Genomic DNA, 22,207 nt, shown 5'->3' on the forward strand with positions numbered 1-22,207 from the left:
GCCATAATTGAGTAAATAGAATTATCTGGAGAAGTTGAGGTATCGGAAGAAAAAGAATCTTTGGAAGAGATTAACGGAATATCAGAAACGATTCCAGCAACGAACTTCCGCATCACAGATGATGAGCTTGGACAGGGTACAGCAAAAGAAAAGTTCCGTGCCAATATCATGGCTATCCAGTTGTTAAAGAAATGTGAGGATGAGAATCGCAATGCAACACCGGAAGAACAGGAAATCTTATCCAGGTACGTTGGCTGGGGAGGTCTTGCAGTTGCATTTGATGAGACAAAATCTGCATGGGAGACAGAATATCTGGAATTAAAGACCGTCCTTACACCGGAAGAATATGCTGCAGCCAGAGCTTCCACATTAAATGCTCATTATACACAGCCGATTGTGATTGAAAGTATGTATCAGGTGTTGAAGAATCTGGGATTTACAAAGGGAAATATCCTGGAGCCATCTATGGGAGTCGGGAACTTCTTTGGAAAGCTTCCAGAGAATCTAAACCAGTCCAAACTCTATGGAGTGGAACTGGACAGCATCAGTGGCAGAATTGCTAAACTTCTCTATCCAGATGCCAATATCCAGATCAAAGGCTTTGAGAAGACGGATTATCCCAATGATTTCTTTGACGTGGCAATCGGAAATGTGCCATTCGGTGCATATAAGGTCAATGACCGTCAGTATGACCGCTACAATTTTATGATTCATGATTACTTTCTTGCCAAGACTATAGATCAGTTACGTCCAGGTGGTGTAGCTGCGTTGATCACAACAAAGGGAACTATGGACAAGGCATCACCGGAAGTCCGGAAATATTTGGCAGAGAGCAAATGCCTACCGGATTCTGGAAGATACCTTGAATCTAAAAGATGTTAGAATCTATGATAAAGTCGTAAATGACAATGGGGATGAAGTGCGAGTTTTGAATAAAAAAGAAACTATGTTGGCATCACAAAAGCAGGATGCTTTGAAGGCTGCATTCCAAGATTGGATTTTTAAGGATCAGCAGAGGAGAGAAAGACTGGTAAGCGTGTACAATGAACGTTTTAATAGTATCCGTCCCCGTGAATACGATGGAAGTCATCTGACTTTCCCAGGAATGAATCCGGAAATAGAACTTCGACCGCATCAGAAAAATGCAGTCGCACATCAGCTATACGGTGATAATGTGCTTCTGGCACATGTAGTAGGAGCTGGGAAGACTTACGAAATGGTAGCGGCGGCAATGGAGAGCAAACGTCTGGGATTATCTCAGAAAAACCTCTTTGTAGTTCCAAACCATTTGACGGAGCAGTGGGGAGCAGAATTCCTGCAGTTATATCCAGGGGCGAACATTCTGGTAGCAACGAAAAAGGATTTTGAACCGGCAAATCGAAAGAAGTTCTGTGCCAGAATCGCTATGGGAAATTACGATGCTGTTATTATTGGTCATTCCCAGTTTGAGCGTATTCCAATCTCTGATGAGAAACAGGAAGCCATGCTTCAGAGGCAGATTGATGATCTGGAAATGGCAATCCAGAGTGCAAGGTATGAACAGGATGGTGGACGTTATACCGTCAAACAGATTGAAAAGACAAGAAAAACATTGCAGACAAGGCTGGAGAAACTGAATCAGAAAGAGAAAAAAGATCAGGTAGTTACGTTTGAAGAACTGGGAGTGGATCATTTATATGTAGATGAAGCACACAGTTATAAAAACGCATTTCTTTATACAAAAATGAGAAATGTAGCCGGGATTGCACAGAATGAAGCACAGAAGTCGGCGGATATGTTTAATAAATGTCAGTATCTGGATGAGATTACCGGAGGAAAAGGCATTACCTTTGCTACGGGCACACCGATTAGCAACAGCATGACGGAATTATATGTTATGCAGAGGTATCTGCAGAACAGCAAATTACAAAATATGGGACTTGGACTGTTTGATTCCTGGGCCTCCACCTTTGGCGAGGTAGTCACGAGCATTGAGCTTGCACCAGAAGGAACAGGCTACCGTGCAAAGTCAAGATTTGCAAGATTTTATAATATTCCGGAACTGATGAATATGTTTAAGGAGATTGCAGATATCAAGACTTCCGATCAGTTAAAGCTTCCTGTGCCAGAGGCGGAATATGAAACAGTGGTGCTGAAACCAACGGAACAGCAGAAAGAAATCGTAGAAAGTCTGGGGGAACGTGCAGAAGTTGTCAGAAACGGAGGGGTAGATGCTTCGGTTGATAATATGCTGAAAATTACCAACGATGGAAGAAAATTGGCATTGGATCAGCGTTTGGTGAACGAATTATTGCCAGATAATCCAGAAAGCAAAATATCAGTCTGTGCAGAGAAAAGTTATGAGATCTGGAAAGGCACGGCAGCACAGAAATCTGCACAATTGATTTTCTGTGACTTGAGTACCCCGAAAGGCGATGGCAGCTTCAATGTTTATGATGACTTGAAGCAGAAATTGATGGAAAAAGGTGTACCGGAAAAAGAGATTGCTTTTATTCATGATGCAAATACAGAAGCAAAGAAGACGGAGCTGTTTGGAAAAGTGAAATCCGGGCAGGTTCGTTTTTTGATTGGCTCAACAGCAAAGATGGGTGCCGGGACCAATGTGCAGGATCGTCTGATTGCGTTGCATCATCTGGATATTGGTTGGAAACCATCTGACTTGGAACAGAGAGAAGGGCGTATTATCCGCCAGGGAAATCATAATAAAAATGTTCATATCTTCCGATATGTAACAGAATCCACATTTGACAGCTACATGTGGCAGTTGATTGAGAACAAGCAGAAATTCATTTCTCAGATTATGACCAGTAAAGCACCTGTGCGAAGCTGTGAAGATGTGGACGAAGCGGCACTTTCCTATGCAGAGGTCAAAGCTCTTGCAACCGGAAATCCAGCAGTAAAAGAGAAGATGGCATTGGATGTTGATGTGGCAAAATTAAAACTTTTAAAAGCCAACCACATGAATAACCAGTACCGCCTGGAAGATGATATTGCAAGGAATTTTCCACAACAGATTGCAAAACTGACAGAAATCATTGACAGCTACAAGGCAGACATCGCTCATTATTCTGAGCATAAAAGCACAGATCCAGAGCAGTTTACTATGGAGATTGGTGGCAAAGTGTTCACAGAAAAGAAAGAGGCAGGAGCGGCACTTCTGGCGGTATGTAAAGATATTAAAACTGTAGATGCTGCGATGGATATCGGAAACTATCAGGGATTCAATATGAGGATTCAGTTTGATGGATGGAGTAAAGAATTTATATTATCTGTCAAACATGAGGCTGTCTCGAAAGTTCATCTTGGAGCAGATGCACTTGGAAATATTACCCGTATCAACAATCTGTTGGACAGTTATCCAGAGAAGCTTTCAGAAGCACAACAAAGATTGGAAACAGTGTATGAACAGATGGCAAATGCGAAAGAAGAAGTGGGAAAGCCATTTCCAAAAGAAGAGGAGTTGAACCAGAAACTGGAGCGACTGTCAGAGCTAAATGCATTGCTCAATATGGATGAACGGGAAGATGCAGAAGCAGAGGTATCTGAATCAGATGAGAAAGAAGAAAGACCGGCACGTGGTTCTATCCATGAAAAACTGCAGATTTGTAAAGAAAAGAGTCAGCGGGAAAGTGAAACTGGCAAGGATAACAGAAAACGGGACTTTGGTCTGGAATAAGAAAACAAGGAAGATGGCATAATCTGACAGAAAATATGTTCTGTGGGTTATGCCATTTTTCAGAATACAGGAGGAACTTATATGGCAAGAAACAGGATAATAGGTAGAGAAACGCAGAAAATGCAGGAATATACGCAGGAACAGATCAATCAGGCAGAGAGTAGAGGTATAGAAATATCAACAGATGTAAAAGAACAGCTTTTTGAATATGCGAATCTGATCGGCGAGAAAGAGAAAGTTAGGGCTTTGGTAAGAAATCTGGCAGATGCAGTGAGCCAGGCAGATTCAGAAGGTGTAGAGGATTTGCTGGATGACGCAAGAATGGATATTCAGGAACTGCCAGATCCAACCATAGGTAAGCTGGAATTACGTGACTATGGATATATGGAAGAAGATATGGTGCCACTTAGAAAAGAAGCAGCTTTGGATTATCACAGAATGGGTTCTAAGATTTATTGTCTTGGCAGTGCTGGCAGTAAAGGTGAATATGCGAGTAAAGAAATGATACAGGCACATGACGGTTTGTTTGGAATGGAATCGCAGATGTGGGAACGGATAAAAGATAACAACCTAGATTATGCAGAAGAAAATTTAGGAGCATTTCAGGAGCCTATGAGTGTCATTGAGCAGGAAGAAGCACTGAAATTATACGATGCAGGAGCAGATATCTATCTGATCACTAATTTTTCATCACCTATGTATGTCACAGAACGCATGGAAATTGAACGAGGACCGGAGCATTATCAGATGTCTATGACAGAACTGGAGCGTTTCCGTAACCTGGAATGGGAAATGCAGAAATATCCACAGATTCAATCTTTGAAAGAAGCAAATCTGTTGTTAGGAACAAGAAGGACATTTGGAATTTATCAGATTCGGGATGATTTACCGGGAGAAAACTATGCATTTATGAATATGAGTTTTATTGAAAGTCATGGTATGCAGATAAAAAAAGAAGATTATAAGCTGGTCTATGTTGGTGAATTATCAGGAAATATGTCACTGGATGATATTTTTGAAAAGTTCAACATTGACAGACCGGAAGACTTCCGTGGGCATTCCCTGTCTGTCAGTGATATCATAGTTCTGAATGACGGGAAAAAGGTAACTGCTCATTTTGTAGACAGTATCAGTTTTGAACAGCTGGATTCTTTCCTGAATCTGGAAGAACAGGTTCTTAGTGAACTGGCATATGAGGTAGGAGAACGATATTTTGCTATTCAGAGAACAGAAGAAGGATATGATTATTCCTTTTACGATGAAGATTTCCGCTTGATGGATGGTGGCATTTATGAGAATGATGAAATTTCTATTGAAGAAGCGGCGGAGGAACTTTTGGAAGACGAAGGCTGGACGGGAGAACGCATCCGTGGGGATTATGATCAGTTGATGGAAAAAGTAGAAGAAATGGATGAAGCTGTAATGGCAGAGATTCAGAAAAGCCAGGGCGAATATAAGCCATTGGCAAAGGTGGAGGAACTGGAAGAGGCCAATTATAACATGATTGATAATGTACTCAATAATATGCCGCCTAAGAAAGAAGCTTATCTGGAATATTATGCTGCAGAATGTGATGAAATTCATGATATGGGAGCTTATGAGAAAAGCACAGATGTGAAAGAAATCGCAGCAATCTATGAGAAGTACAGAGAAGATCCGGAAAATGCTTATAAAGGCAGTGGAATGGGGATTATTTATCGTGATCCGGAGGATAGCTTGTTTGATGAAACAGAACTGTTGATTGTAATGGGAACAACGATACACGGCGACTTCTTGGATAATGTGCGGTTTTTAAAAGATCAGCCGGTGGTGCGTGAAGGTTTGGAGAAGATTCATAAAGCATTGCCTGATTATAAATATATCCCGATTCAGGATGTGCGTGAGGCAATGTATCCGAAAAAAATGACAACAGAAGAACTGGCAGCAGCATTGGATGAGATTGCGGAAGACTTCGATCCGTATGACTATCGGGACCATGTAGAGCCAGGGCAGGATACCATACAGGAAGTCATGCTGGATCTGCAAAGTGGAAATGTTGGTTCTTATATTTCCTTTCTGAAGGATGTGATTGAAGAAGACTGTGAGCAGTCCGTGTGGGCAGGTGTTTTGCTGGAACGGCTGAAATCCTACGAACCAGATATATCCAAAGAAACAGAGCCGATGGTGTATGTGAATTACTGTGAAAAGCGAGAGCTGATGGAACCACGCTGTCAGAAGCTCTCAGATCTGGATTCCCGTACTGCACAGAAGGATAAGGAATGGTACGCAGACCGTAATCCGAGGACGGATGAGCCGATGGTAACAGCCCAGATGTTTTTTACTATATATTATGCGGAAAAAGGCGATAAAATGCTGCAACATTTCAAAGGGAAAATAGATATTGGAACAGGAAATGGCGGTATTTTAAGTCAGCTGAAACTCCAAAATGAACTGAAACTTACGGATGAAAGCTGGATTGGTTATCTGAAAAACAAGGGAAATGAAGAGTTTCAGAAGTGTATGGAAGATCTGACCGATATGCAGAACCATGTGCTGCCATATTTGCAGAGCTTTTGCAGTCTGGAAGAAAAAAGTGTGCAGGAAAAGCAGGAACGGCAGGTTGCAGAAAAGCAGGACAGCAGAGTAGAAGCGTCAAGAGCAGCGAATGTGACAAAAGGGGATAATGACAAAGCTGTGAAAAAGGTAGTTTCGAGTATGCAAACAGAAAAGAATAAAGCAACTACGAAGGCAAAGAAGCCATCTATTCATGAACGACTGGAAATCAATAAGAGAAAAATCCAAGAAAAGCAGGGAAAAGATGAGCTGGAGAGAGGAGCTGATCGGGATGTAAGAACGGTATAAATTTATAGAAAGGCACTTGGCTCCGTTTTGGACATAGCAAAAGTGCTGACAGTGACGAACGAAGATGTGCTGCCTGCTTATTTGCAGAGAGTATCTGATTTTGAAGACTGCCTACTTGCAACTTGTACGAAGGAGAATCAGTGTGATGCGATTGTGACAAGGAATAAAAAGGATTTTCTTTCCTTTTGGATTACACTGCTTTCTCCGGAAGAACTGCTGAATATTTATTCGTAAAAATATGTTTTTACAATCGGCAGCAGAAGGAAAGTTGAATGATAACTCCGATCCAGCATACTGCAAAATATAAAAATTTTATAACAAAGTGGAAAACCCTGCGTAGGATCAGAAATGTTCTCACAGGGTTTCATGTATCTAATAAAATATAGAAATTTAGCGGATTTCTGCTAGAATAAGAAAAACTGTTAAAAAAATATCGTATATAGATCAAAAAGACTATATATGGGCGACCTTTTAAAGCCGATTTATATAAAATAGAAGAAAAAAAGGTGGTCGATACCGTGGATATAAAAACAGCGGTCATATATCGTTTAAACGATCTGATTAATCAGAAAGATATCACAGTGAATGAGGCGGCGGTATGTTCTGGCGTTCCTCCTTCAACATTAAAGAATATTTTGTATGGTCAGAGTAAGAATGCTGGCGTAGTTACAATAAAAAAGATATGCGATGGATTGGATGTCACAATACAGGAATTTTTTGCTGATCCCATCTTTGCAGATTTGGAACCCGAACTATAGGAAGAGTAAATGCTCATAGGATTCAGATTCTGCAGGATGGATTTTTTATGAAAGAGGGTTAGAGGAAACTAACTTAGGAGGACATAGATGTATAAAATAGCAATTTGCGATGATGATAAAAATTACAGGGAGAAAATAGAGAAGGTTATAGAAACGGAAGGGATTCTTCCTAAGAGCGAGATACGGTTTTATGAATACGAGTCAGGAAAGGAACTACTGAAAAATGCTGATATTTTGCATGATTTGGTCTTTATGGATATGCGTATGCCCGGATTGGATGGGAATAAATCGGTACTGAAGCTGAGGGAATACAATAGGGCAGCGATATTGGTGTTCTGCTCCGGATACTTTGAACCGACTTCAGACAGCATCAATATTGGGCAGCCGTTCCGGTATATTATGAAAGACTTGCATGACAGAAGTCTAAAAAGGGAAATCCCTGCAATTTTATCAAAAGTAAAATTGCACTGTGGAGATTCTTCCGTGACGGTTACATCAGCGGGAAGAGTAATTCGTATCTATACGGAAGACATTTTATATATCTGTCTGGCGAAAAGGGGTTGCTCTATATACGTTGCTAGGCAGGGGGAGATAGATGAGATGCATTGTAAGGAATCTTTAGGCGATTTATATGAACGTCTGGCCGGAAGGGGATTTGAGTATGCACATAACAGTTATATTGTAAATCTGGCGAAAGTGGAAGGATTGGAAAAGAATGTGGCGCTGCTACAGATGGGAATCCAATTGAATGTTTCAAGGTCGAGAAAAGGTCAGTTTGCTGACGCTCTGATCATGTTTCTTGGGGAAAGGAACGGCATGGTATGATAGTAAGAGATTTTTTGATCTGCCTTCTTCAGATGTATCTGTTGGAAGATCTGGAAAAGAACATGCTTCCATACAGAAGAGAAAACTTTTGGGGAAAATTTCTCATATATTTTGTCGTAGCACTGATAATGCTCGGAATCAACCACTTGGAATCCTCAGTATTTAATATGGTAATGATTCCGGTAACGTATATGATTGTGTCAATGGTTGTGTTCCGGGGAAATATATGGAAGAAGCTGGTTATAGTATGCTGCTATTATGTGCTGGCAATTATTCCTGAATTTCTCTTTGCAACGCTTACGAATGCGTATGGCGTGACTGGTGCATCTGAGGGTTTTGGGACGGAAATAGAAAAAACATTAGCGCTACTACTAATGAGTACCATGACATTTCTGTTTATTAAATGCATTAATCAGGTAACGAGAAAAAGGAATTATCTGACGATTGAGAATAAAACTTTTACTGTGCTGCTCATGCTGCCAACCGCTACGATCATTATATTAGGATGTGTGTTTTATTCAAATATTTCTTTTGAAGGAATGAACAGGGTTATGGTTCCGGTAGGAGCTTCGCTGCTGCTATTGACGAATATCTTCATTTTCTCAGTGTTTGACCGGTTTGTAGAGAAATCAGAAGAAGTGAAGAAGATGGACCGGCTTTACCAGAAAAGCAGGGCGGAGATTGCTAATTTACAGTATATGAATAAGGTCAATGAGGATAACAGGGCATTCTTACACGATATAAATAAATTTATTTGTACAGTAGCCGGTTTGATGGAAGAAGGAGAAAATCAAGAGGTTAAGGAGATTATGGAACATTTAGGTGTCCGGATTCAGAGCCTTCAAAAAGGTGTGTATTGCGAACACCCGATCTTGAACAGCATCCTGTGCGAAAGGAAATTCCTTGCGGAATCTAAGAATATTTCCTATAAGATTACGCTGGGTAATGATCTCAGGCTGGACTTTCTGGAAGAACTGGATATGATCTCAATCGTAGGTAATCTTTTGGATAACGCACTGGAAGCGGCAGAAAAGACAAAAGATGGCCGATATGTGGAATGCAGGATGTATATGGGAAATGAGGAACATTTCCTTGTTATGGAATTTTGCAACGGGTATGTTGTTCCACTGTTAAAGGACAAGGACCGGTACATAAGCACCAAAAGAGATGCAGACAGTCACGGGATCGGACTGCATACGGTTGGAAAACTGGTTAAAAAGTATGCTGGAATTATGAGAGTGGAGGTCGGAGAACAGGAGTTCTCTGTTAAGCTGATCTTTACAATAAAATAAAGATGTGCAAAAATCGCCCAAAAAGTTACCGTTTTTGCCACGGTAATTGAAAAAAGGGCGATTTTTGTGTAAACTATCGGAAAAAAATGGAGGCATGTAACTATGAAAAAAACAATCAGAAAAAGCTTGGGTATCAAAGTACTTGGAGTTGTAAACTGTCTTGCACTCTGCCTGACGGCATATACGGCAAATCTGGCGTGCAACTGGCTGTACTATCAGGAAGAAGAGTCGGAAGAAGTTAAGAAAATGAGGAAATTCTAGTGTGGAAAAAAACTACCGGCTGGCTTTTTGAAGTGCAAAACAGGAACGGGATTCTTGAAGAGAAAGACCGCAGGCTGTATGAATATGCTTACGGCGTACTGCTGGGCAGGGTGGCGATATACCTTATCATTGTCATACTTGGCATTGTAACGGGGAATTGGCTGGAGATGCTAGTCTTTTTATTGCCCTTTACTGTTCTAAGGCAGTATGCCGGAGGGATTCATTTAGAAAAAGCAGGGAGCTGCATGGTTGTTTCCAGTATCCTTGTCCTTCTGTGCGGTCAGTATCTGGCGTCTGGTTCGGCTGTGATGTGGCAAATACGGATCATATGGCTTGCTGCAGTTGGAGTCATATTTGTTATGGCACCGGTGGATGCCAGCAGTAAGAAACTGGATGAGAAAGAAAAGAAAGTTTATGGTATGCGCGCGAGGGCAATTTTAATTATTGAATGCGCGATAGCAGGTGTTTTTTCTGTAACCGGATATTTCCTGGTCGTAAACGGGATTATGGTAGCGCATATTGTTTTGGCGTCCGGTTTAATATTGGGATGGATCAAAAATTTTTTTTGACAAAGAGTTAGAGTCAACTAATCCTGGATAGGAATAAGAAATGCTTGGGAAAAGCATATCACAAAATGATAATAAACAGAATAAAAAAGAACATGATGCAAGAGGAACATAAAAGTGAATTTGAAGTTGATAAAAAATACAGAAAATATTAACAAAGAGAAAATAACTTTGTTTTGTCTGCCGTTTGCGGGGGGCGGCGCTTCTGCTTATAACCAGTGGGCGAAAAAGATGCAGGGAAAAGTAACGGTATGTCTGGTTCAGCTTCCGGGAAGGGAAGAACGGATCATGGAGAAGCCGTATATAGATATGCCGGTTATGTTAGATGATCTGGAAGAGGCAGTAAGAGAGGTTGTGGATGGACCGTATGCCTTATGGGGGCACAGTATGGGCGGTAAGATTGCCTATGAGCTGGAAAAGAGATTGGAAGCGGTCGGATATACAGCGAGCTGTCTGTTTATTTCCGGTAGCCGGATTCCCAGTATTCCGGAGCCGAATCCGATCTATCATCTTCCGGATGAAGAGTTTAAGAGGGAACTGGGAAGATTTGAGGGGACGCCAAAAGAGATACTGGAGAATCAGGAATTATTGGATTTCTTTCTGCCTATGCTACGGGCAGATTTTACCATGGATGAAACATATTATGACAAGACGGGAATAGTACTGCATGCGCCTATCGCTGCATTTGGCGGAGAAAAGGATGGCGAAGCGGATGAGAGCGCAATCTGCGAATGGGGAAAGTATACGGATAATGATTTTAGCTACCGGATATTTCCGGGAGGACATTTTTATTTGCGGGATTACGAAGACGAAGTAATAAGTGAAGTTATAAGGCGCCTGCCGGGAATAAAAGATGGAGATTAAACGGTATGGAGCGAAGGAATTTCTGGCGGCAGGCAAACTTTGTATCCGTGAAAATGAGATACATATATGGTGCATCTGCTGGCCGGAAATGACAGATTTCTGGGTGAACCATGAATATATCCTGAGTGGGCAGGAATCGGAGCAGGTCGGAAGATTCCGCTTTTCGGAAGACAGGATGCGTTATATAGCCGGGAAGGTTGTCGTGCGGCTTCTCTTGAAAAGATATTTAGATGTGGAAACGATTGATTTTTCTGTCAGTGAACGGGGCAAGCCTTATCATAAAAAGATTGCAGGAAAGCAGACCGTAGATTTTAATATTTCGCATTCGGGAGAATTCATACTAGCGGGATTCGCTGTTGGAATGGACATCGGAGTGGATGTGCAGGAAATGGCGGGATGTCCGGATTACTGGGAGATAGCCGGGAATTTTTATACGGAAGAAGAAGCGGAAGATGTAATAAAGGAAGGATCGGCTTTGTTTTTCCAGTACTGGGCGGCCAAAGAAGCGTATGTAAAAGCACTCGGTATTGGATTAGGAAGAGGAATGGATTTCTTCTCTGTCAGAAACGGGGAAATTATAGAAAAAGGCAGGAATGATCAGGGCTGGTTCCTGTATCCGGTCAGGATCAAAGGATATGCTGCGTATGTGGCGGTGCATAAGAAAGGAGATAAATCAAATGGGTTATAAGAAAGATATGAGCAAATATGAGTATCTGGAAGGTTGGGAGAGATGTAGTTTTGGAGAACAGCTTGATAAGTGGGCGGAAAAATATGGAGAAAGAACTGCGGTCACGGACAGCGAAGACGAGATCAGTTATATGGAATTAAAGCAAAAAGCAGATTGTCTTGCGACAGCTTTTCTGCGTAAAGGGATTTTAAAGGGAGACAAAGTGCTTGTACAGCTTCCGAACAGGATTTCTTTTGTGGTCGTGTTTTTTGCGCTTTCCAAGATAGGGGCGGTGCCGATCATGATGCTGCCGGCCCACAGGGAGGCGGAACTGGAAGGAATTATTGAACTGGCAAAGCCGGCCGCTTATATTGTGGTGGAGAAATATCTGGGATTTTCATATGTGCCGATGGCAAATGCGATGAAAGAGAAATATTCATGTATCCGGCATATATTTGTAGATAGCGAATCCGGGGATATCAGTGGAATGATTGCGGAAACGTGTGGAGAAAATGGAGCATTTCCGGCTGTGGATGGGTATGAAACGGCGGTGCTTTTGCTGTCCGGCGGGACGACAGGGGTTCCGAAACTGATTCCGCGCACCCATACGGATTATATGTATAATGCCCGCATGTCCGCGAAGAGATGCCGCCTGGATAGCAGTGACGTTTATCTGGCGTCTCTTCCGGTAGCTCATAATTTCCCATTATGCTGCCCGGGGCTTTTAGGCACGCTGGACGTGGGAGGAAAAGTTGTGCTTGCGTCTGCGACCAGCCCGGATGATATCCTTGACGCAATTACAGAGGAAGGTGTCACGATAACGGCATTGGTTCCTGCTATGGTTACTGTGTGCATGGAAATGCTGGAATGGGATGAAGATTTTGATATATCCAGCCTGCGGATTTTGCAGGTAGGCGGCGCAATGCTGGAAGATTCCCTTGCGGATAAGATCATTGAAGAATGGCCGTGTAAACTGATGCAGGTATTTGGTACGGCGGAGGGGCTACTGTCCTTTACTAGCCCGGAGGATGAAGGTTCCCTGATTGCAAGATGCCAGGGAACTCCGGTGTCTCCTGCGGATGAAGTGAAGATTGTGGATGAAGAAGATAAGGCCGTACCGGAAGGAGTTTTTGGGGAATTATTATCCAGAGGCCCGTATACGATTGATGGTTATTATATGGCGGAGGAAGCGAATAAAAAGAGCTTTACGCCGGACGGATTTTACCGGACGGGCGATAAAGCTATGTGGACGAAAGACGGAAGGTTACGTTTGGGCGGGAGGATCAAAGAGCAGATTAACCGCGCCGGAGAAAAGATCATGCCTTCAGAGATTGAAGCTTACCTTTGCAGGCATTCGAAAATCAAAGAGGCAGCCGTTGTCGGCGTTCCGGATGAAACCCTTGGAAACCGGATATCTGCATTCCTTGTGACCGATGATGAAGCCGGGATCGATTTACAGGAAATCCACAGGTTCCTGCGGGAAATAGGCGTTGCGGCGTATAAAATGCCGGATCAGATAGAACGGGTAGAGACATGGCCACTGACCAGCGTAGGAAAAATAGATAAGAAAGCATTAGAACGGATGGCACAGGAAAAATAGAAGGAGACAGAATCATGGAATATATAGAGATAAAGGAACAGATCAAACAAAAGCTGCCGGTAGCCAGAGATTTGGGGGATTCCGAAAATCTGCTGGAGCTTGGGCTTTCGTCCCTGACGATCATGCGTCTGGTAAACCAGTGGAGAAAACAGGGGGTTAAGGTTTCATTCGGTTCATTGATGGAAAATCCTACCCTTGAAGGCTGGTGGGCGCTGATCCAGCGCAGCATGAAGAAAAAAGCGGGCAAAAAACGGGCGCAAGAATCTAAGATAACGCCGGAAAAGGATATGAAACAGCCGTTTCCTTTAACAGACGTACAGTATGCATATTGGGTTGGCAGGGATGAAGAACAGGCTCTTGGAGGAATAGACTGTCATGCGTATTTAGAGTTTGATGGGGGAAATATAGATCCGGAGCGTCTGGAAAAAGCATGGAATGTGCTGCAGTATCATCATCCCATGCTGCGTGCCTGCTTTCTGGAAGACGGGACACAGAAAATCCTGGATAAGCCGTATTGCGAAAAAATAAAGGTTCATGATTTTTCACGGATGTCATCTGAGGAAGCAGAGGCAATGGCAGTATCTGTCAGAGAACGTTTATCCCATCGGAAGTTAAAGATTGAGGAAGGTGAAGTAGCAGGAATAGAGCTTACGCTTTTTCCTGAAAATAAGGCACGCCTTCATGTGGACATGGCGCTTCTGGTTGCTGATGTACAGAGTCTGCAGATATTATTGAGGGATTTGGCATCTGCTTACCGAGGGGAAAACCTGCCGAAAGAATCAAAAGGGTGGAATTTTGCTTCCTATCTGGAACGGCAGAAACAGGAAGAAGGGGAGGAACGGAAAAACGCAGAAAAATACTGGAAGAATCGTTTAGAGCATTTGCCAAAAGGCCCTGACCTTCCATTGGCAAAACGTCCGCAAGAAGTGGAAAAAACGGTGTTCAACCGCAGGATTGTGAGAATCGAAAAGGAAGAATGGGATCATTTGCAAATGCGGGCAAAAAAATACCAGACAACTCCGGCAATGGTTCTTCTTACTGCATATGCGACGGTTTTGGAACGGTGGAGCAGGAATCATCGTTTCCTTATTAATATTCCATTTTTTAACCGGAAAACAGAGCAGCAGGGATTGGAAGACGTGATAGCAGATTTCACTACACTGTTATTGCTGGAGATTGACTGCGAAGGGGATCCGACGTTTGCAGAATTGCTAGACAGAATCCAGAAGCAGCTTCATGAGGATATGAAGTATACGGCATATTCCGGCGTGCAAGTCCAGAGAGACCTTGCACAGATGTATGGAGACGCATGGGCAGTGGCGCCGGTTGTTTTTGCCTGCAATCTGGGAACGCCGTTGGTAAATGATACGTTCCGGAAAGAACTGGGACAGTTTTCCTATATGATTTCCCAAACGCCGCAGGTGTGGAATGACTTCCAGAGTTATGAAGATGAAAATGGCGTACAGCTTACATGGGACAGCGTGGATAAGTTATTCCCGGAGAATATGATCCCGGATATGCTGGAGTGTTTTGAGAATCTTCTGCATGAATTGGGAAAGAAGGACTGGAATCAGCGATTTGATGTGCTTCCTGAAAAAAGAAAAAGAGAAATTGAAGATACAGCGCGTACAGGAGTGCCGGAGCGTGTGGAATGCCTGCATTGGGCTGTTATGAACCATGCGGAAGTTTGCCCGGAAGATATTGCGCTTATTGATGCGGGAAGCGGAAGGTCGGTATCCTATGGGGAATTAAAAACACGGGCAACAGCAGTGGCGGCAGGAATTTCAGAAAAGGATATTAAGGGAGTCCCGGTTGCACTTACCCTGCCGCGCGGGATAGAACAGATCGAGGCGGCATTAGGAATTTTGCTTTCCGGGAATTCATACCTTCCGGTCAGCTTAAGCCAGCCTAAAGATCGGAGAGCGTTAATCCATGAGAAGACGGGAGTCCGCTATGTGGTCACGAATCGGGAATTATCCGAAAAACTGGACTGGCCGGAAGGTACGGAAATCCTTGTGATGGAGGGTATGGAAGAGGGACAGGAAAATGTGAGACTGCCAGAGGTGTCGCCGAAGGACAGCGCCTATATCATCATGACGTCAGGCTCTACAGGTGTTCCGAAGGGTGTAGAGATTGCGCATGAAAGCGCATGGAATACGGTTCAGGATATTAATGAAAAGTACCATGTGACAAGTGCAGATCGGGCGCTGGCTGTATCAGCTATGGATTTTGACCTGTCGGTATATGATGTTTTTGGAATTTTAGGCGCAGGAGGAACATTGGTATTGCTTCCAGAGCAGGAGAGAAGGAATGCGGATTACTGGCTGGAACAAGTGTTGAAATATCAGATTACCGTTTGGAATTCAGTGCCGGTGCTTCTGGATATGCTTTTGATACGGGCGGAATCCATGAAACAGAAACTGCCGATCAGGGCGGTTATGCTTTCTGGAGATTGGATTGGGATGGATCTCCCGCAGAGGGTTGCGGCATGGACAGAGGATTGCCAGTTTGTCGCTATGGGAGGAGCTACAGAGGCAAGTATCTGGTCCAATTATCAGAATGTTACCCTGCCGATGCCGAAAAACTGGAAATCTATTCCTTATGGAAAGCCACTCAGATATCAGGCATATCGTGTTGTGGATGAGTATGGAAGGGATTGCCCTTACTGGGCAGAAGGCGAACTCTGGATTGGCGGTTTTGGTGTAGCAAAAGGATATAGGGGAGATTCTGCGCTTACGGGGCAGAAATTTATCACAGATCAGTATGGAAGATGGTATCGGACCGGCGATCTCGGAAGAATCTGGGATGATGAGACAATTGAATTTTTGGGAAGAAAAGACCATCAGGTAAAGATTCGCGGACACAGGATTGAATTGGGAGAAATTGAACATGCGATTCAGGAGTTTCCGGGTGTGGCTCATGCAGTTGTTGATACAGTTAGTGATGGTCATGGCAATAAAACGCTGGCTGCTTATATCGGAGCGCCGATACAGGAAGATTCTAAAGTTACAACGTATTTGTACGGCACAGATATCTTTGGTGGGGGCTGGAAAGAACTGAAGGATGATGTCAGCAATTGGCAGATGCAGCAGGAACGGAAGACAGCATACAAAAATTTCCTTGCCTATGCAGACCAGAGATGTGTACAGCTTATGCTGGAGACACTCATAGAGTTAGGCATTTTTGTATCAGAGAAGGAAGTTCTTTCGCAGAAGGAAATTTTTGAAAAAGGGAGCATTACGGAAACACAGAAGAATACTGTGGCAAGATGGTTGGAAGTTTTAAAGAAGGAAGGAATCCTGAGAGAAGAGGACGGCAGACTATCGCGTACCGGGAAGGAAGTGGCTGTACCGGAAAAAGCTGGAGATACGGAAACGTATTTTAATAAACTGAAGCCGTATCTGAAGCATATGGTTACTGGGAATGAAGTTCCGCTGGACGTATTCTACCAGAAAGAGCCGGCTTTGGCTCCGAATATGCTGCTTCGGAGGATTCCGGGCTGCGAGGAAACAGTGGAAAGACTGGTGCAGGGATTAAGGCTTCTGGCAGAAGAACGCAGAAAAGAGCCACTCCAGATTATAGAAATTGGTACAAGGGACACTGCAATTACAAGACAGTTTTTGAATGCACTGGAAGATGTAAGCGCGGCTTATACATATGCGGATTCTTCAAAATATTTTCTGCAGGAAGCAGAGAAAGAACTTGCGGGATATGAGAGAGTCGAGTTTGAGATGCTGAATCTGGAAGAAGGCATGGATAAGCAGCAGATGTCCTTGCATAGTTATGACGTTGTGATATCGGTAAATGCTTTACATAGAAATATTGATGCTGCGGATGCGGTAAAGAAAGTAGCGGAATTACTGAAGCCAAACGGAATATTGCTGATGACTGACCTTGTGGTAAGGACATACCTTCAGGAACTTACAGCGGCTTTTTTGGAAAATGGTTTTGCGGATATTCGGGACAAGAGAAAAGAAGCAGGGCTGGTTACCCCGGATTGCCTGCTGTGGAGAGAATGTTTATCAGAGGCAGGATTGGGCGAAGACTGTGCTGTGACAGAGAGATATGGAAGATGTATATGCTGCAGCAGACAGCAGGCGTCTGTCCTGTCCTATCATAATGGAGCACTAAGGGAATATCTGTCAGAAAAACTGCCGGAGTATATGGTTCCACAGAACTATCATTTCATGGAGCAGCTCCCAACATTGTCCAATGGGAAGATTAACAGGAAGCAATTGCGGGAAGATTTTAAAGAAGAAACTGCGGTTATCCGATTTTCAAAGGCAACGACAGAAACAGAAGAAAAGCTTTTAGATATCTGGAAACAATTATTTGGATATGAAAATATTGGAATTGAAGATAATTATTTTAGCCTTGGGGGAGACTCGCTGATTGCCACAAGGTTGATCTCGGAAGTACAGAAAACCTTCGGCTGCAAAATAACGATCAGTACGATTTTTGAAAATCTGACCGTAAAATCTCTGGCAAAAGCTATTGAACAGTCCGAACGGAAAGAAGAAGATACACTGCAGATCAAACCGAATCTGGAGGAAGCATATCATTCGTTCCCATTAACCGATGTGCAGTATGCTTACTGGCTTGGCAGAAGCGGATTGTATGAATTGGGAAATGTTGCAACACACTGTTATTTTGAACTGGATGCAGACGGCCTTGATACTGAGTGCGCAGAGACGGCATGGAATCTGTTGATACAGAGGCATGGGATGATGCGTGTTATTATCCAGCCGGATGGTATGCAGCGCATACTGGAGAATACTCCCCAGTATCATATTGACGTGACGGATATCCGACAATTGGAAGTGACAGAAAAAGAAAAGGCATTGGATGAAAAACGGGCAGAGATGTCTCATCAGGTAATTCAGACAGATGAATGGCCTCTGTTTGATGTGCGAATCACTAAAATAGAGGACCAGAAGCATAGAATCCATATCAGTTTTGACAATATTATCTTTGACGGCTGGAGTATGTTCCATCTCTTAGATGAGTGGGCAGAAGTATATCGAAATGGAAAAGCGGAAATGTCGATTACTTTGTCTTTCCGGGATTACGTGCTGGGACTGGAGCAGATAAAGTCTACCTCTGCTTATGAGAAAGATAAAAAATATTGGGAAGACCGGGTGGAGACTTTTGCGGACGCACCGGATCTGCCGCTTGCAAAGAACGAAAGCCAGATTACAGAGCAGCGTTTCTGTCGCCGGAGCGCAAAACTGTCACAGAAAGAATGGCAGTCTGTAAAAGACGCGGCGGGAAGACTGGAGGTAACGCCTTCTGTTCTTTTGATAAGTGCTTATGCGGAGACTCTCCGCTTGTGGAGCAGTAATAAGGATTTTACACTTAATCTGACGCAGTTTGACCGGAAACAATTGCATCCGGAAGTGAACAATCTGGTTGGAGATTTTACAACACTGACATTGCTGGAGATAAAGAATGCAGGGAATAATTTTGCGGAAAGGACAAAGGCAATTCAGAAGCAGCTTACAGAAGATCTGGAGCATACAGCTTATGGCGCGGTTGAACTGGAGCGCGAATTAAAGAAAAAGACTGGAAATATGCGGGGCGCTATTATGCCGGTAGTGTTTACCAGTGGTCTTGGCGTGGAGCAGTGGCATGAAGGAAAGTGGCTTGGAAAACTGAACTATAACATTTCACAGACGCCGCAGGTGTGGCTGGATCATCAGGTGGTTGAAATGGATGGCTGTTTATGCCTGTTTTGGGATTCCGTGGACGAATTATTTTATCCAGGAATGTTGGATGAGATGTTCCGGGCATATACCGGCCTGCTTCATACGCTAGCAGTTCATCCGGAGATCATGCAGGAAAAAACGGCAAGTCTGGTAATAGCGGAAATTTCAGAAAAACGGCGTCAGGCGAATGAAACGGCGGCTGAATTTGAAGAGAAAACGTTGGATGGATTATTCTTGGAGGCGGCAGACAAATTTCCGGATAAGGAGGCGCTGGTAACGTGCAGCAGGCGGATGACATATCGGGAGATAAAAGAAGAAGCGTTTTACATTTCCGGGCAGTTGCAGAGCATGGGAATAAAAAAAGAAGAGACGGTAGCTGTATTTATGGAAAAAGGGTGGGAGCAGGTAGTTGCTGTTTATGGAATCATGTTTGCCGGAGCCGCATATCTTCCGATAGATATCCATAATCCGAGAGAACGAGTTGAAAAGATTCTCCGTGATAGTGGAACAAGAATCATTCTTGTGCAGAATCAGGCGTATGATCAGGATACCGAATGGCTGCACGAGTGGGATTGTATTTCTGTGTCTGAATTAAAAACCGATTCTGAATACAAAGCACAGGAGAATAAGGCGGGAGACCTTGCGTATGTAATCTATACGTCGGGAACAACCGGGATGCCGAAAGGAGTAATGATTACTCACCATAATGCAGTGAATACGATACTGGATATCAATGCACGCTATCAGATTACAGAACAGGATACGGCGTTTGGAATCTCCAATCTTCATTTTGACCTGTCTGTTTATGATGTTTTTGGCATTTTAGGCGCAGGTGGGAAATTGGTTCTTCCGGATCCGGAATATGGAAAAGATCCAGCGCATTGGATTCACTGGTTGAATCATGAGAATATTACCGTATGGAACAGCGTGCCAGCTTTTGTAGAAATGCTGGCAGAATATGAGGAATATCAAAGGCAGGTAACTTCACAATCGCTGCGGTTAGTAATGATGAGTGGTGACTGGGTTCCTGTTTCACTTCTGGGGAGAATCCGTAATCTGTTCCAGAATGTTGAGATTGTTGCTCTTGGAGGAGCAACAGAAGGCAGTATCTGGTCTAATCATTTCGAGATTCCAGAGGTTGTGCCGGAAGATTGGAAGAGTATTCCGTATGGGAAACCGCTTGCAAACCAGAAGTATTATGTTCTGGATCAGAATATGGAAGATTGCCCTGACTGGGTACCGGGAACACTTTATATTGCCGGAGATGGCATTGCACAGGGATATTTAAACGATAAAGAAAAAACAAAGGAAAAATTTGTTGTCTTAGATAGAACTGGAGAACGGCTGTATTGTACCGGAGATATGGGACGGTATTGGAATGATGGTAATATTGAATTTCTTGGGAGATTGGATAATCAGGTGAAAATAGGTGGACATCGTATTGAATTAGGAGAACTTGAAAATGCGTTGAATAGTATTCCCCAAATCAAAGAGTCAATAGTAGAGGTAATAAACAAAAAATACTTAATAGCCTTTATTTGTTTCGATAAAATGAAATATGTCAAAATTGATGAGGATATATTTTGGGAAAATGGAATAAATGAACTAAAAAAAGAAGTTGTAAAGAATGAGGAAGAGATATTTATAAATTCTTATGGAAAATCCTTAGAAAAAATATCCGCAATGATAATATTTCAAACATTTATAGAAATGGGTGTAAAGGAAAACTGCGAATATACATCAAGAGAATTTGCAGAACTTCTCAACGTTAATCTTGAATTCCAAAATCTTGTAAAGAAATGGATAGATATTTTAATAGATGAAGGAATGATGGTTAAGACAAATTTAGGCGTTATAATTTGTCGAAGAGATGAATTCGAGTATGATTTATACAGGGAAATGCAAGAATGCCAAGAAAAGGAAAGGGTATTAAAACTTTATAAGGAATTGAAAGAGAATATACCAGCAACAATTACCATTTTACGCAACAAATATGCTGACGTAGAAATAATAAGCAAGGGGGAATTTAAAGCATTACCAGTAGTTTTGGAAGAAATTAGCCCACTCGATAAAACGATGAAAGATGTGTTGTTTTCATTATATAAAATGAGTTTACAGATTACGGGAACTGACTCTTCTGTTTTGGAAATTGGGAGTAGGATGAGAAGTAATACCAAAAGATATATGGATGTGCTAGGAAATGGTGGAGAATTCTATTACTTGGATGAATCAAGCGAGTATATAGATAAGGCATTAGAGATAGCTGGAGATGTGAACAGACTGAAAAGTATAACTTATGATTTTAAGGAACCTTATCTTTATATTGGAGAACTTCGCCATAAAATGGACATAATAGTAGCAGACAATACACTTCATAGAAGCTATGATATTGAATTGACATTATCCAATTTCAAAGAAATGCTAAAATCTGGTGGCATTCTTTTATTTAAGGAATATACCATTCCTAATAGATTGATTCTAAATTCAGTAGCGTTATTAGAAAAAGGATTCTCAATGATACAAGATCTTCGCAAGGGTACATGTATGCCGCTTTTGTCAGTTGATAAGTGGAAGGAGTTGTTGAAAAATGCTGGATTCGATAACATTATGAGTTTTAGATTAACCGCCGAAAATGCGAAATGTGGAACTGGAGAAACGATATTTATAGCAAGGAATCATGAAGAAGTGAATTTTATAAGTGAAGCAGAGATTATTGAGAGGCTAAAAAATATTGTTCCAGAATATATGATTCCTAAGAGAATATATGAAGTTGTCAAAATTCCGTTGTCTGCCAATGGAAAAGTAAATAGAAATAAATTACTCAATTCTATAAAGCAAACGGATTTTGATGAAAAAGATGAGAAACAAGCAGATATAAATATGACAAATTTTGAAAAAAGTGTTGCTTCAGTGTGGCAAACTATACTTGAAAAAGATATTTTGGATAAGGATTCAAATTTTTTCCAAAACGGAGGAGACTCTTTAAAAGCTATCAGACTTGTAAACGCTTTAAAGGAAGAGTTAGGTATAGAGCCTAAAATTAGTTGGCTTTTTGAAGCACCAACTATTTCAGAATTTGCAGCACGAATTCAGCAGGAGATGGACTCAAACAATTATATGGAGGATGATGGCGAAATATAATAGGAGGGCGT

11 protein-coding genes and 1 pseudogene are annotated in these 22,207 nt (G+C 42.4%); all 12 read left to right on the forward strand.

The annotated features are described in order from the left end of the window. Positions 1 to 330 precede the first annotated feature (330 nt). A pseudogene (locus ACYQ35_RS09550) lies at positions 331 to 3,676 on the forward strand (DEAD/DEAH box helicase family protein); the annotation flags it as partial. An 81-nt stretch (positions 3,677 to 3,757) separates the two neighbouring features. Beyond that, complete coding sequence (locus ACYQ35_RS09555) at positions 3,758 to 6,517, forward strand: YodL domain-containing protein (protein ID WP_118037241.1); 2,760 nt, start codon at positions 3,758 to 3,760, stop codon at positions 6,515 to 6,517. Between the two features lie 27 nt (positions 6,518 to 6,544). Beyond that, complete coding sequence (locus tag ACYQ35_RS09560; RefSeq protein WP_024728263.1) at positions 6,545 to 6,751, forward strand: PIN domain-containing protein; 207 nt, start codon at positions 6,545 to 6,547, stop codon at positions 6,749 to 6,751. 284 nt (positions 6,752 to 7,035) lie between these two features. Further along, positions 7,036 to 7,275, forward strand: coding sequence for a helix-turn-helix domain-containing protein (locus tag ACYQ35_RS09565; RefSeq protein ID WP_054337273.1), 240 nt, complete (start codon positions 7,036 to 7,038; stop codon positions 7,273 to 7,275). 87 nt (positions 7,276 to 7,362) lie between these two features. After that, positions 7,363 to 8,100, forward strand: a complete 738-nt coding sequence (locus tag ACYQ35_RS09570; RefSeq protein ID WP_055059676.1) for a LytR/AlgR family response regulator transcription factor — start codon at positions 7,363 to 7,365, stop codon at positions 8,098 to 8,100. Next, the gene (locus ACYQ35_RS09575) at positions 8,097 to 9,392 is read left to right on the forward strand and encodes a sensor histidine kinase (protein ID WP_118037242.1); all 1,296 of its coding nucleotides are present in this window, start codon (positions 8,097 to 8,099) and stop codon (positions 9,390 to 9,392) included. Before ACYQ35_RS09570 ends, ACYQ35_RS09575 begins: the two co-directional genes overlap by 4 nt. Positions 9,393 to 9,494: 102 nt before the next feature. Then, complete coding sequence (locus tag ACYQ35_RS09580; protein WP_459832830.1) at positions 9,495 to 9,653, forward strand: cyclic lactone autoinducer peptide; 159 nt, start codon at positions 9,495 to 9,497, stop codon at positions 9,651 to 9,653. Beyond that, the gene (locus tag ACYQ35_RS09585) at positions 9,653 to 10,222 is read left to right on the forward strand and encodes an accessory gene regulator B family protein (RefSeq protein WP_199484343.1); all 570 of its coding nucleotides are present in this window, start codon (positions 9,653 to 9,655) and stop codon (positions 10,220 to 10,222) included. Before ACYQ35_RS09580 ends, ACYQ35_RS09585 begins: the two co-directional genes overlap by 1 nt. Positions 10,223 to 10,336: 114 nt before the next feature. Beyond that, the gene (locus ACYQ35_RS09590) at positions 10,337 to 11,083 is read left to right on the forward strand and encodes a thioesterase II family protein (protein ID WP_118037243.1); all 747 of its coding nucleotides are present in this window, start codon (positions 10,337 to 10,339) and stop codon (positions 11,081 to 11,083) included. After that, the gene (locus tag ACYQ35_RS09595; RefSeq protein WP_054335603.1) at positions 11,073 to 11,771 is read left to right on the forward strand and encodes a 4'-phosphopantetheinyl transferase family protein; all 699 of its coding nucleotides are present in this window, start codon (positions 11,073 to 11,075) and stop codon (positions 11,769 to 11,771) included. Before ACYQ35_RS09590 ends, ACYQ35_RS09595 begins: the two co-directional genes overlap by 11 nt. Beyond that, positions 11,761 to 13,350 carry a (2,3-dihydroxybenzoyl)adenylate synthase gene (locus ACYQ35_RS09600; protein WP_118037244.1) on the forward strand — a complete coding sequence of 530 codons (1,590 nt, stop codon included), beginning with the start codon at positions 11,761 to 11,763 and terminating at the stop codon, positions 13,348 to 13,350. Before ACYQ35_RS09595 ends, ACYQ35_RS09600 begins: the two co-directional genes overlap by 11 nt. A gap of 14 nt (positions 13,351 to 13,364) precedes the next feature. Then, entirely contained in the window at positions 13,365 to 22,196 is an 8,832-nt protein-coding gene (locus tag ACYQ35_RS09605; protein ID WP_459832837.1) for an amino acid adenylation domain-containing protein, read from the forward strand. Positions 22,197 to 22,207: the final 11 nt, after the last annotated feature.

The sequence above is a fragment of the Faecalimonas hominis genome, assembly GCF_054660755.1.

Bases quoted from the DNA above. Each gene is read 5' to 3' on its own strand.
- ACYQ35_RS09570 (WP_055059676.1), top strand. From the start codon at position 7,363: ATGTATAAAATAGCAATTTGCGATGATGATAAAAATTACAGGGAGAAA.
- ACYQ35_RS09600 (WP_118037244.1), top strand. From the start codon at position 11,761: ATGGGTTATAAGAAAGATATGAGCAAATATGAGTATCTGGAAGGTTGG.
- ACYQ35_RS09575 (WP_118037242.1), top strand. From the start codon at position 8,097: ATGATAGTAAGAGATTTTTTGATCTGCCTTCTTCAGATGTATCTGTTG.
- ACYQ35_RS09605 (WP_459832837.1), top strand. From the start codon at position 13,365: ATGGAATATATAGAGATAAAGGAACAGATCAAACAAAAGCTGCCGGTA.
- ACYQ35_RS09595 (WP_054335603.1), top strand. From the start codon at position 11,073: ATGGAGATTAAACGGTATGGAGCGAAGGAATTTCTGGCGGCAGGCAAA.
- ACYQ35_RS09555 (WP_118037241.1), top strand. From the start codon at position 3,758: ATGGCAAGAAACAGGATAATAGGTAGAGAAACGCAGAAAATGCAGGAA.
- ACYQ35_RS09580 (WP_459832830.1), top strand. From the start codon at position 9,495: ATGAAAAAAACAATCAGAAAAAGCTTGGGTATCAAAGTACTTGGAGTT.